The organism is Aquimarina rhabdastrellae (genome assembly GCA_947387485.1).
Lineage (GTDB): Bacteria > Bacteroidota > Bacteroidia > Flavobacteriales > Flavobacteriaceae > Aquimarina.
The window spans coordinates 106714-119060 of the sequence record CANDNT010000005.1; the positions used below are offsets into that span (position 1 = coordinate 106714).

Annotated in this window: 12 protein-coding genes; 8 read left to right on the forward strand and 4 right to left on the reverse strand. The window is 31.7% G+C overall.

Annotation, left to right across the window (positions count from 1 at the left end; all coding sequences use genetic code 11):
* Positions 1-35 precede the first annotated feature (35 nt).
* Together ffh and ACYEKI_RS10240 are read left to right on the forward strand one after the other, a co-directional pair.
* On the forward strand, positions 36-1364 hold the full coding sequence (gene ffh, locus ACYEKI_RS10235; RefSeq protein WP_459211093.1) for a signal recognition particle protein: 1329 nt from the start codon (positions 36-38) through the stop codon (positions 1362-1364).
* Positions 1365-1391: 27 nt separating this feature from the next.
* Positions 1392-2276 carry a bifunctional 5,10-methylenetetrahydrofolate dehydrogenase/5,10-methenyltetrahydrofolate cyclohydrolase gene (locus ACYEKI_RS10240; protein WP_459211094.1) on the forward strand — a complete coding sequence of 295 codons (885 nt, stop codon included), beginning with the start codon at positions 1392-1394 and terminating at the stop codon, positions 2274-2276.
* 511 nt (positions 2277-2787) lie between these two features.
* Here ACYEKI_RS10240 and ACYEKI_RS10245 read toward each other — a convergent pair.
* From ACYEKI_RS10245 to rho, 3 genes are all read right to left on the reverse strand, one after another.
* Positions 2788-3912 (reverse strand): SH3 domain-containing protein, encoded by a 1125-nt coding sequence (locus ACYEKI_RS10245; RefSeq protein WP_459211095.1) that lies wholly within the window; start codon positions 3910-3912, stop codon positions 2788-2790.
* A gap of 455 nt (positions 3913-4367) precedes the next feature.
* Positions 4368-5042 (reverse strand): peptide-methionine (S)-S-oxide reductase MsrA, encoded by a 675-nt coding sequence (gene msrA, locus ACYEKI_RS10250; protein WP_459211096.1) that lies wholly within the window; start codon positions 5040-5042, stop codon positions 4368-4370.
* 111 nt (positions 5043-5153) lie between these two features.
* Entirely contained in the window at positions 5154-6893 is a 1740-nt protein-coding gene (gene rho, locus ACYEKI_RS10255) for a transcription termination factor Rho (RefSeq protein ID WP_459211097.1), read from the reverse strand.
* Between the two features lie 205 nt (positions 6894-7098).
* On the opposite strand from rho, the gene ACYEKI_RS10260 reads away from it, so the two are divergent.
* The 6 genes from ACYEKI_RS10260 (at position 7099) to ACYEKI_RS10285 (ending at position 11821) form a co-directional block, all read left to right on the forward strand.
* Entirely contained in the window at positions 7099-7485 is a 387-nt protein-coding gene (locus tag ACYEKI_RS10260; RefSeq protein WP_459211098.1) for a DUF4293 domain-containing protein, read from the forward strand.
* 158 nt (positions 7486-7643) lie between these two features.
* Complete coding sequence (locus tag ACYEKI_RS10265) at positions 7644-8189, forward strand: DUF4178 domain-containing protein (protein WP_459211099.1); 546 nt, start codon at positions 7644-7646, stop codon at positions 8187-8189.
* 42 nt (positions 8190-8231) lie between these two features.
* Positions 8232-9065, forward strand: a complete 834-nt coding sequence (locus ACYEKI_RS10270; RefSeq protein WP_459211100.1) for a hypothetical protein — start codon at positions 8232-8234, stop codon at positions 9063-9065.
* Positions 9066-9077: 12 nt separating this feature from the next.
* Positions 9078-9959: a DUF350 domain-containing protein gene (locus ACYEKI_RS10275; protein WP_459211101.1), complete on the forward strand. Its 882-nt coding sequence runs from the start codon at positions 9078-9080 to the stop codon at positions 9957-9959.
* A complete protein-coding gene (locus ACYEKI_RS10280) occupies positions 9947-11521 on the forward strand; it encodes a polyamine aminopropyltransferase (protein WP_459211102.1) in 1575 nt (524 codons plus the stop codon). Before ACYEKI_RS10275 ends, ACYEKI_RS10280 begins: the two co-directional genes overlap by 13 nt.
* 12 nt (positions 11522-11533) lie before the next feature.
* On the forward strand, positions 11534-11821 hold the full coding sequence (locus tag ACYEKI_RS10285; protein ID WP_459211103.1) for an S-adenosylmethionine decarboxylase: 288 nt from the start codon (positions 11534-11536) through the stop codon (positions 11819-11821).
* Positions 11822-11824: 3 nt separating this feature from the next.
* Here ACYEKI_RS10285 and ACYEKI_RS10290 read toward each other — a convergent pair whose 3' ends face one another.
* Positions 11825-12319: a metallophosphoesterase family protein gene (locus tag ACYEKI_RS10290; protein ID WP_459211104.1), complete on the reverse strand. Its 495-nt coding sequence runs from the start codon at positions 12317-12319 to the stop codon at positions 11825-11827.
* Between the last annotated feature and the right edge of the window lie 28 nt (positions 12320-12347).

Genomic DNA, 12347 nt, shown 5'->3' on the forward strand with positions numbered 1-12347 from the left:
ACTATCTTTGCAACTTTCAAAATGAAGAGACAATTATGTTTGATAATTTAAGTGATAAGTTAGATAAAGCGTTACACATCCTTAAAGGACATGGGCAAATTACAGAAGTAAATGTAGCAGAAACTTTAAAAGAAGTTCGTAGAGCCCTTGTTGATGCCGATGTGAACTATAAGATAGCAAAAGAGTTTACTAATACGGTAAAGAAAAAAGCATTAGGTCAAGATGTATTAAAAAGCCTTAAGCCAGGACAATTAATGGTTAAATTGGTTAAAGATGAATTGACTGAGTTAATGGGAGGAGATGCTGCCGGAGTTAATTTATCAGGAAAACCTTCAGTAATTTTGATGTCAGGTTTACAGGGGTCAGGTAAAACGACTTTTTCAGGTAAGCTAGCAAACTTTCTTAAAAATAAAAAAACAAAGAAACCATTATTAGTAGCTTGTGATGTATACCGTCCTGCGGCAATTGATCAGTTACATGTAGTTGGAGAACAAATTAATGTAGAAGTATTTAGTGATCGAGGAAATAATGATCCGGTGGCTATTGCTAAAGCTGGGGTAGCTTATGCTGAAGAAAATGGTTTTAATGTAGTTATAGTAGATACAGCAGGACGTCTTGCAGTAGATGAAGAAATGATGACTGAGATTGCAAATATTCATAAAGCAATTAAACCTCATGAAACTTTATTTGTTGTAGATTCTATGACAGGTCAAGATGCTGTAAATACAGCAAAAGCCTTTAATGATGTGTTGAATTTTGATGGGGTTATTCTTACAAAATTAGATGGAGATACAAGAGGTGGAGCTGCTATTTCTATTAAATCTGTTGTAAACAAACCAATTAAGTTTATTGGTACAGGAGAGAAGATGGAGGCTATAGATATTTTCTACCCTTCTCGTATGGCAGATCGTATCTTAGGAATGGGAGATGTTGTGTCTCTTGTAGAAAGAGCTCAAGAACAATTTGATGAAGAAGAAGCAAGAAAGCTTCAAAAGAAGATTGCTAAAGATCAATTTGGTTTTGACGACTTCTTAAAGCAGATTCAGCAGGTTAAGAAAATGGGTAATATGAAAGACCTAATGGGAATGATACCTGGAGCTGGAAAAATGCTTAAAAATGTAGATATAGATGATGATGCTTTTAAGCATATAGAAGCTATTATCCATTCTATGACTCCAGCAGAGAGAACAAAACCTCAAATCATTAATGCTAGTCGTAAAAAGAGAATAGGTAAAGGTTCTGGAACATCTGTGCAACAAGTAAATCAATTGCTTAAGCAATTTGATCAAATGAGTAAGATGATGAAGATGATGCAAGGTGGAGGCGGTAAACGCATGATGCAGATGATGAATAGAATGAGATAATAAAATAAGACAACACAACAACAATAAATGAAAGTTTTAGACGGTAAAAAAATTAGTAATGACATTAAAAATGAAATCGCTGCTGAGGTAGATAAAATGAAATCTAATGAGGAAAAAGTTCCTCATTTAGCAGCCGTTATTGTAGGTAATGATGGAGCTAGCTTAACTTATGTAGGTAGTAAAGTTAGAGCGTGTGAAAGAGTTGGTTTTGAATCTACTCTTGTAAAAATGCCAAGTACAACTAGTGAAGTTGAGTTATTACAAAAAATAAAAGAGCTCAATGAAAATGATGCGATAGATGGATTTATAGTACAACTACCATTACCACCTCAAATAGATACGCAAAAAATATTAATGGCTATTGATCCAGATAAAGATGTAGATGGTTTTCATCCTACGAATTTCGGGAAAATGGCCTTAGATATGTCTACATTCATTCCTGCTACACCATTTGGTATTTTAGAGCTTTTAGAGCGATATGAAGTGGATACTAAAGGAAAGCATACTGTAGTAGTAGGAAGAAGTCATATAGTAGGTAGACCAATGAGTATCCTTATGGGAAGAAGAGGTTGGCCAGGAAATTCTACTGTTACTTTAACACATAGTCATACTAAGAATATTACTCAAATTATATCTCAGGCAGATATCATTATTACGGCATTAGGTACGCCTAATTTCCTTAAAGCTGAAATGGTTAAAGATGATGCTGTAGTAATCGATGTAGGGATAACGAGAGTTGCAGATGAAACTAGAGAAAAAGGTTATAGAATAGTAGGAGATGTGGATTTTGAAAATGTAAGCAAGAAGGTATCTTATATAACCCCAGTTCCTGGTGGTGTGGGACCAATGACTATAGCAATGTTGCTTAAGAATACTTTACTAGCAAGAGAAAGACATAGATTAAAAGCTTAAAAAGTTTTAACTAAATAAATAATAGAAAAGCATTGAAGGAATGAATATTTCTTCAATGCTTTTTTATTGAATAATATTAAGTATAGATGTGTGCACATGATTGTTTTTAGTAGTGTTAAAAATGAAAACGAATAATGAATAAAAAGATTCCTAATTAAGTTGTTTTAAGAGGAGCTAAAACTTAATCAAAGAAAATATTAAAGAGAGAAGAAACTTAGAAAAAACAAGATAGATTTTGTTTTATAATGGGGTATCGGTAGTTTTTGTTTTTATAAATGATATTTTATTATACGGTATTTATCTCTCGGAAGTGAGGATAAGAGAGGTAATGGGGTTTTGTTTATTTAGAATTTACTACTAGGAAGTAAGCTAGATGAGGTACTTTTTTTAAGTAATAATAAAACAAAGAGATTAGAATAGAATGAATAAAAAAAGGCGTCAATTTAAATTGACGCCTTTGGACATTATATATTTCCCTTTTACATTTTAAAAGCCGTAAGTACTGACTTGACTATTGGTTGAATTCGTCAGCATTTATGTTGTCTTCTTCACTATTGTAACCTCCAGCTCCATCAGAAACTAAATCAAGGTTTAAAGTGAATGAAGGTACAATTAAATCACCTGCGTTATTTTTTCTAGGTGTAAATGGTAAGATAGAAGGATCTCTTTCATATAAAGCATGTTTTGTGAAAACTCCATATCTTTTTCCATTTTTAGTAGTTTCTTTCCAGTCTTTACCATATGCAATTTTCATATAGTAATCACCAGCAGGAATGTTTCTAATTAAGTGAGTAGCTCCACTATTTACATAAGCCTCTCTGATACAAACATCTCCTTTTTTATCATCCATTCTATATAGTTTAACAACTACATCAGTATTTTTTCCGATAATTAGACGTAAATAGTTATCTAATTTGTAATCGTATTTAGCTTTTACAGTTGATGTTTTAGGAGCTTCACCTGTTTTATAGGCTACTTTCTCCCAGTTTTTATAAGATTCTTTCTTCTTATCTGCTGGTTTAGATGATGAACCAAAAGATGAAGTAGAACCTACTGTATTATCAGCAACTTGACCTTCTTCAGCAGCTCTTTGTTGAGCTTCTTGTAAAGCTCTTTCTGTTTCAGATACATCATCTTTAATAGATGCTGCAGCTAATTCTTTATTTCTTGCTGCCATTGCAGCATCTTCAGTAGCTCTTCTTGCGTTTTCCTCAGCTCTTCTTTTGATAGCTTCAGCTTCTGCGATAGCTTTTCTTGCAGCTTCTTCAGCAGCTTTTCTAGCTCTTTCTGCAGCAGCTATAGCTTGAGCAGCAGCAGCTTGAGCAGCAGCTTTTCTAGCTTCAGCTTCGTTAGCTACTCTTTCTGCATCAGCAATACGGCTGTCTTTAGCTAAGAATTTTGTTAATACAAAACCATTTGTGTTTTTGTATTGGATTGTACTCCAATCTCCATACTCAGAACTAATAACGTATACCTGAGTTGCTTGTGGAACTTCTGCGATTGGATTGTAATTTGTACCGGGACCACTTCTTACAACTAGTCTTTGAGTAGACATTAGATAAGATCCTGCATTTTGTGCAAAAGCAGATGTAAACGTGATCACCAATAATAGGGCAAATGTAAAAGTCGATTTCATAATCTTTTGTGTTTACAGTAAATTAATAATATATGTTGACATACACAGGGGAACCGCTTTTGTCAATATTTTATAAATTAAAACTACGAATAAAAATATTAATATTCATATTCTTTTTTGAGGTTTTAATTATTTTGTTTCTATTTATTTGGTTTTTAGGGTTTTAAAAGTTTTTATCTATAGGGAAACTTTAAATCTTTTTTTTTGATATAGAATTCTCCCATATGTTTTCAAAAACAAAGGTACAGTATTAATATTAAATAGACAAAAACTTATGTATTAATTTATTAGAAAATGATACTTTATCAAGCGTTTTTGTGTCTTTTAACGGTGAATTTTGGTATTACATCTGCTGTATTAAAGAATTTATGAAGTCATTTGTAAGAGAGTTTTTTGCTTTTAAAAAATCAAAAATGTTCATCTTAATGTTAGAAGATGAACATTGGTATTAATAGTTAATGAGAGCTTTTTTCTTTTAATAATTCAGGAAATTTACTCTTAAATCGATTTAATCTAGGAATGGATACTCCTTGAATGTACCTATTATATGGATGATTTTTTTCATAGTCTTGATGATAGGCTTCGGCAATCCAAAACTTTTGAAAAGGTAAAACTTCAGCAGCAATTGTTGCATTTAATTTTTTTGCTAAAGCGTTCTTTTTTTGAATGATAATATCTTTTTCCTTTTGATTTTGATAAAAGATTATTGATCTGTATTGAGAACCTCTATCAGGACCTTGACCGTTTACTTGTAATGGGTTTTGAGAACCAAAATAAACATCAACTAAAGAGGTAAAAGAAACTATTTTTGGATCATAAATTACTTCAACAGCTTCTGCGTGACCGGTACGTCCAGTATTACTTTCTTCATAAGTAGGGTTTTTTGTGTGACCACCAGAATAACCTGAAATGACTTCTTTAACACCTTTAACACTTTCGTAAACAGCTTCTACACACCAGAAACAACCACTAGCAAAATAGGCTTTTTTAAGTCCGTTTACTGTTTCTGTTTGAACGGGAGGAAGTTTTTGAGCGGCTTCTAATTGTAATTGACGTGTCGATTTTTTAGTATCACTACATCCAGTAGCGATAAAGGCTATACTAAATATAAGACTAAATAAGATTTTCATAGCATTGTTTTTTTAGTAAGTCTCATGCATATAAAAATCCTTTCAATAAAAAAGAGTAATATTCATGACAAATATTACTCTTTGATATATTGTAGTATAATTTAAAAAACCTTATCCATTCATTGAGATTAAGAATTCTTCATTATTTCTAGTTTGTTTAAATCGCTCATTGATAAACTCCATCGCTTCAACAGGATTCATGTCTGCAAGATATTTTCTCATAATCCACATACGTTGTATAGTTGCATCATCTAGAAGGATGTCATCTCTACGAGTACTACTAGATATAAGATCTATGGCAGGGAAAATACGTCTATTAGATATACGTCTATCTAATTGTAATTCCATATTACCCGTACCTTTGAATTCTTCAAAAATAACTTCATCCATTTTTGATCCGGTTTCAGTTAAAGCAGTTGCAATAATAGATAGAGATCCTCCACCTTCAATATTTCTAGCAGCTCCAAAGAAACGTTTAGGTTTATGGAGTGCATTAGCATCAACTCCACCACTCAATATTTTACCACTGGCAGGCTGTACAGTGTTATAGGCACGAGCTAGACGAGTGATTGAATCTAACAATATAACTACATCATGTCCACATTCTACTAATCTTTTTGCTTTTTCGAGTACGATATTAGCAACTTTAACGTGCTCTTGAGCTTCTTTGTCAAAAGTAGAAGCAATTACTTCTCCTTTAACATTACGTTGCATATCAGTAACTTCTTCAGGGCGCTCATCTATAAGTAAAATCATTTGATAAACTTCTGGATGATTTGCAGCAATAGCATTTGCTACATCTTTAAGAAGCATTGTTTTACCTGTTTTAGGTTGAGCTACAATCATTCCTCTTTGACCTTTTCCTATTGGAGAGAATAAATCCATTATTCTTGTAGAAATGGTACTTTGTTTTTCTGCAAGGTTGAATTTTTCTTGAGGAAATAAAGGAGTTAGATGTTCAAAAGAAACACGATCGCGTACAACTTGAGGATCAAGACCATTAATTTTGTTTACTTTAATTAATGGGAAATATTTTTCTCCTTCTTTAGGTGGTCTAACTTGACCTAAAACAGTATCTCCTGTTTTTAACCCAAATAAGCGTATTTGTGATTGAGATACATAAATATCATCTGGAGAAGATAAATAATTATAATCACTAGAACGTAAGAAACCATAACCATCTTGCATGATATCTAAGACACCTTCACTTTGAATAATAGCATCAAATTCATAATCTGGCTCTTTGTAACGGTTTCTATTATCCTTATTACCGTTATCTCTATGATCTTTATAATTGTCTCTTTTTGAGTTGCGAGGTCCTTTGTTTGAAGACTGCTTATCGTTTTTATAACGTGATTCCTTTTTTTGAGGAACTCTTTTATATTCTTTTTCTTTAGTATCTTCTTTGGCAGTGCTCTCTTCGTTTGTATTGTTTGAAGATGAAGTTTCTGGAGCTACAGGTTTATTTGTAGTCCCATTTTCTTTTGGGGTATGATCTTCTTTTGCTTTTGGTGCTTTTGAAACTTCATTAGAAGGTTTTTCTTCTTTGGTTTCTTTAGTAGAAGTTTCTTTTTGAGAGTCTCTTTTGGTAGCAGCAACGCTTTCTATTTTTTTAGTACGTTGACGCTTAGGCCTAGGTGTTTTTTCTTTCTCTTTTGTATTTTTTGAAGCTTCTGCCGGTTCTTCTGTAATAACTTCTTTAATCTTGGTAGGGTTTGAAGCCTGGTAATCTAATATTTGGTATACCAAGTCTAGTTTTTTCATAGATCTATACTTGGGAACCTTGAGAGCTTTAGCAATTTCCTGTAATTCAGGTAGTTTTTTTGCTTTTAATTCTGATATTTCTAACATTTAATTTGTTATAAATTTACGTTGGGTATTGTTGTTAAAGAAGACTTCTTTAAAATAAAAAAAAATGTTTTTGAGGTAATTGTCCTATTATGAATAGGTTATGAAATCGTTTTGCAATTATACAACTTTATTTTTAATTTTTAGTGGAGAATAATAAAAAGAAACTATTATTTTTGCCTAGAATATAAATATTTATCTAATACTAATGTTACAACGTATACAATCTATATATTTATTACTAGCTGCTGTGGTTTCAGGAGCTTTACCATATTTTTTTGGTGGTAAAATTTTGACAGAAAATATAGTTGTTGTATTATTGTTTGCTGTATCAGCAGTATTGTCTCTAGTGACAATTTTTTTATTTAAAAATAGAAAGCTTCAATTTGTTTTGGGGCGTCTAAATATAATATTAAACTTTATTTTACTAGGAGTATTTGTTTATTGGTCTCTAACTATATCTGGAGAAGCATCAGTTTCTGAGAAAGGTATTGAGAAACTCATACCAGTTATTTCTATCGTTTTATTAGTGCTGGCCAACAGAGCCATTAAAAAGGATGAGGATCTTGTAAAATCTGTAGATCGATTACGATAAACCTAAAATCTTAGTAGTATTAGTGCGTAAAAACCAGAGCCTGCCAGCTCTGGTTTTTTATTTTTAGAAAATATTGAAGTATACGATTTTTAAAAGAGATCTTTGTAATATGTAACAAAACAACAAAATAAACTACTTATCAATTAAAAAAGGAACAAATGGGATTATTTGATTTTTTTAAGAAAAAAGAAGAAGAACCTCACTATGATGTGACTAATATAAAAGTTGAAGATATAGAAGAGAACTATATTTTTGATTATGATCTTGAATCATGGATAGTGAAAAAGATGTATGAATATGATTGGGGTAATAATTTTTACTCTAGAGAATTTTTGATTTCTAACGGAAGAGAAAGCAAATACTTAAGTATAGAAGAGGATGATGAATTGACTATTTCGATGATGACAAAAATTCCAATTCGTAAACTCGATGCAACTATTCCTGAAGAAATTCAGGAAAACGAAAAGCCGCCTAGAAAGATTTTTTATGAAGGTGTAACCTATTTTCGTGATACAGAAGATATGGGGTATGTGAGACATGTGAATACAGAAGATTGGAGTGAAGTAATTGTATGGACTTATCATGATGAGAGCGAAAAGTTGGTCTTATCAATAGAACAATCTGGGGCAGATGAATTTGAGGCGACTATAGGGAATTACATCAAATCTTTTGAAATTAGTAATATACTGCCTCAAAAAAGCTAAGAATAAAGAAACCTTTAAATAATTAATTAAAAATAAGATAAAGTGAAGCCTATAATAACTATCTATTGTAAAGTGCTTTTACTTCTAGTGGTATTTACTTCTTGTAGTTCTGATAGAGAGCAAAGAAGATATGAGAAAACACCATTAGACAAAATTATAACTACGTATCTCAATGAACCTAATTATAGTGTGATTCTAGCAGATATGGATTATAATGAAGCAGAAAAAGCATATTATCATAAATATAGAATCTTAATTGAAAAACCTCAAAAAACAGTTGATTCTACTAAGTTAAATGACAATACAACAAAAGCCGAAGATGTTGTAGTTGAAGATACAGATTGGAAACGTGTAAGTCCGACTTTTTTTGATAAACATGTGGATGATTTAGGAATGACAATTCTATCTAAAAAAGATGGGGTTTTGGATAAAAAAGCAACACCAGCGGGATATGATCGATATGTTGGTAATGAACGCTATGGAAGATGGCAAACACATTCAAACGGAAGTTCATTTTGGGTGTTTTATGGACAATATCGCTTTTTAAGTGACTTGTTTTACGGACCATCATACCGTTATTATAGAAATGATTATAGAGATTATGATCGAAATTATAGAGGAAAGAAAGCGTATTATGGTTCTGGAAAAAACAAATATGGAACATCCTCTACAACTGCTCGTACTGCGTCTTCCTCTAAATGGAATTCAAAAAGTAGCTCTTTTAAACAACGAGTAAGAAGTAATGTAAAAAAGAGCGCTGCTGCAAGTAATAGTAGAAAATATAGTTCAGGTTCTAGATATTCAAAAACAAAAAGAAACAGCTCAAGATATTCAAGATCTTCATCAAGATCAAGAGGTGGAGGTTTTGGTAAATAAAAAACAAGACAAATGGAATTAATAACAACATATTTTCACTGGGAAGATATATTACATTCGTTAAGTTATATTGTATTAGCAAGTGTCATTTTTGGTATAGGAAAAATAGTATACCAAATGATACATAAAAACATAAAGGTAAATCATGAGCTAGTAGAAAAAGATAATCTAGCATTTTCATTTACGTATATAGGATATTTTGCAGGCTTGTTAATCGTTATTGGTGCAGCAATTGTAGGCGAAAGTTATGGATGGATAGAGGATTTAATAACAATAGGATACTATAGTATTTTGGGAGTTATTTTATTAAATATTTCTGTATGGGTAATGAATAAGTTTTTGACTACAGCTTTTGAAATAAAAAAGGAAATCATCGATGATCAAAATGTAGGAACAGGAGTGATAGAAGGTGGTATCTATATAGCTACAGCATTAATTCTATTTGGAGCTATAACAGGAGAAAGTGGTGGCGGATATTTACATGGAACCATAACTGCGGTAGGATACTGGGCTATAGGAATGGTGATTATGATCTTTACATCTAAGCTTTATGCAAAATTTGTTGGATATGATATTCACGCAGAGATAGAAAAAGATAATATAGCGGCAGGTGTAGCGATAACAGGAGCAATAATAGCAATTTCGATTATTATCATGAATGCATTGCTAGGTGATTTTGAAGATTGGATAACAACAGTAATAGAAATCGTAATCGAAGTACTTTTAGGATTAATGATTTTACCTTTGATGCGTGTGGTTGCAGATAAAATTTTATTACCAGGACAACGCCTTACAGATGAAATAGTAAATCAAGAAAAGCCTAATGTAGGAGCAGCTTTAATAGAAGCGTTTGCCTATATAGGATCTGCAATTTTGATTACATGGAGTCTGTAACACATAAGACCAAAAAGAATTCTAATATTCTTAAAATAGCAATCTTTGCAACTGGTTTTGCAGGTATTGTGGCAGAATATGTATTGTCAACTTTGGCTACATATTTTATAGGAAACTCAGTCTTTCAATGGACAATGATAGTTTCTTTGATGCTTTTTTTTATGGGTATTGGTGCGCGCTTGAGTAAACGAGCTTCAGGAAATTTAATAGCAAAATTTTTAATACTAGAAATAGTACTATCGATACTAGTCTCATTCTCATCGATGATAGTATATACATTGGCTGCTGTTTCTACCTATTATGAATTGGTAATTTATTTATTATGTGTCTCTATAGGATTACTTATAGGATTAGAGATACCAATTGTAGTAAGAATTAATGAACAATATGAAGATTTAAGAACGAATATCTCATCGGTATTAGAGAAAGATTATTATGGTAGTTTATTAGGCGGGGTCTTTTTTGGTTTTATAGGATTACCTTTATTAGGGCTAACATATACACCATTTATATTAGGTTTTGTTAATCTAGGAGTAGCAATTATTGTTGCTTATATGTTGTATAATAAGCTAGGAGCCAAACAAGGAAAACAAATAAGTGTTTTAATTATTAGTACAGTAGCAGTACTAGGATTGGGATTGTTTTATACTAAGCCAGTAATACGATGGGGAGAACAAAAAAAATATAAAGACAAGGTTATATTTTCTAAACAAACCAAATATCAAAAAATTGTACTTACAGAATGGAAAGATGAGCACTGGTTGTATTTAAATGGTAATTTGCAATTCTGTTCTATAGACGAAGAGATGTATCACGAACCTTTGATTCATCCTGCTATGGGATTAGCATCTAAAGCTCAGAATATTTTGGTTTTAGGAGGAGGAGATGGATGTGCAGTAAGAGAGTTGCTTAAATATAAAGATGTAAAGCATATTGACCTTGTAGATCTTGATCCAGAGATGACTAGATTAGCAAAAGAGAATAAGATTTTAAGAACTCTTAATCAAGATGCTTTTCTTAGCGAGAAAGTGACAATCTATAATCAAGACGCTTATACTTTCTTAGAACAGCAAGATAAAAAATTCTATGATGTAATTATAGTGGACTTACCAGATCCCAGAACAATAGAATTAGGGCGTTTATATAGTCATGAATTTTATACTATTTGTTATAGGAAATTAAGACCCAATGGTGTAATTATTACACAAGCAGGAAGCCCGTATTTTGCGACCAAAGCATACCAATGTATCGATGCTACAATGCAATCTGCTCAATTTAAAACAGTAGCAATGCATAATCAAGTATTGTCTATGGGAGAATGGGGATGGATTTTAGGTGTAAAGAATCATAATGTTAGTGATGAAATAATAAAGAAGCGATTAAAGACATTAAAGTTTTCTGAAATAGATACTAAGTGGATCAATAATGAAGCGATGCAATTATTAACATCATTTGGAAAACAAGATTTTTTTACAAAAGATGAAGATACAATCAAGATTAATAGAATTCATGATCCAGTATTGTATCAATATTATTTAAACGGAAATTGGGAAATTTATTAAAGTGATATAAAAATGGAGTTGGAAGCAAAAGAAATAGAGGCACAGATCTATAACCATCAAGAATGGGTAGAAGAAGTAGTGCCTGATATATTGAAAAATAAGTATGAAGAAAAACTAAAGAAAGCAGGGTTTACCATTATTAAATTTGATGAATATTACTTTCCAGAAAAAGGATATACTTGTTTTTGGCTATTAGCCGAAAGTCATTTGGCAATACATACATTTCCTGAAGCACAAAAATCTTATATCGAATTAAGCAGCTGTAATGAACAAAAGTTAAAAGACTTTATAAAGCAATAAAAATTATTTCTTTCCCAATTCTATTACTTCAAGATTTTCAATTTTTCCTTTATCAAGTGTAAATCTAAGCATGGTTCTAACCTTGTGAAAACCGTGTGTTCCTGCAGCACCAGGATTAAGGTGAATTAACCCTAATTTGTGATCAGGAATGACTTTAAGAATATGAGAATGTCCACAAATAAATAATTTAGGAGGATTAGCCCTAATTTCATCACGAGTATTTACATTGTATTTAGGAGGATAACCTCCTATATGAGTAATCCATACAGAAACACCTTCACAAACAAAACGTTGATGTAGTGGAAATGAAGCTCTAGCTACATGATCATCAATATTTCCATAAACAGCACGTAGTGGTTTTAATTCTTGAATACGATCAGTAACAGATAAATCTCCTATGTCACCAGCATGCCATACTTCGTCTGCTTCTTGTACATAATGTAGTATACGATCATCTATATAGCTATGTGTGTCACTAAGTAATAGGATTTTTTTCACGATAAAAAATAATAATTAAGAGTACTAT

Excerpts from the sequence above, each read along its gene's own strand:
- ffh (WP_459211093.1), top strand. The coding sequence starts at position 36 with ATGTTTGATAATTTAAGTGATAAGTTAGATAAAGCGTTACACATCCTT.
- ACYEKI_RS10280 (WP_459211102.1), top strand. The coding sequence starts at position 9,947 with ATGGAGTCTGTAACACATAAGACCAAAAAGAATTCTAATATTCTTAAA.
- ACYEKI_RS10245 (WP_459211095.1), bottom strand. The coding sequence starts at position 3,912 with ATGAAATCGACTTTTACATTTGCCCTATTATTGGTGATCACGTTTACA.
- ACYEKI_RS10275 (WP_459211101.1), top strand. The coding sequence starts at position 9,078 with ATGGAATTAATAACAACATATTTTCACTGGGAAGATATATTACATTCG.
- ACYEKI_RS10265 (WP_459211099.1), top strand. The coding sequence starts at position 7,644 with ATGGGATTATTTGATTTTTTTAAGAAAAAAGAAGAAGAACCTCACTAT.
- ACYEKI_RS10260 (WP_459211098.1), top strand. The coding sequence starts at position 7,099 with ATGTTACAACGTATACAATCTATATATTTATTACTAGCTGCTGTGGTT.
- ACYEKI_RS10240 (WP_459211094.1), top strand. The coding sequence starts at position 1,392 with ATGAAAGTTTTAGACGGTAAAAAAATTAGTAATGACATTAAAAATGAA.
- msrA (WP_459211096.1), bottom strand. The coding sequence starts at position 5,042 with ATGAAAATCTTATTTAGTCTTATATTTAGTATAGCCTTTATCGCTACT.
- ACYEKI_RS10285 (WP_459211103.1), top strand. The coding sequence starts at position 11,534 with ATGGAGTTGGAAGCAAAAGAAATAGAGGCACAGATCTATAACCATCAA.
- rho (WP_459211097.1), bottom strand. The coding sequence starts at position 6,893 with ATGTTAGAAATATCAGAATTAAAAGCAAAAAAACTACCTGAATTACAG.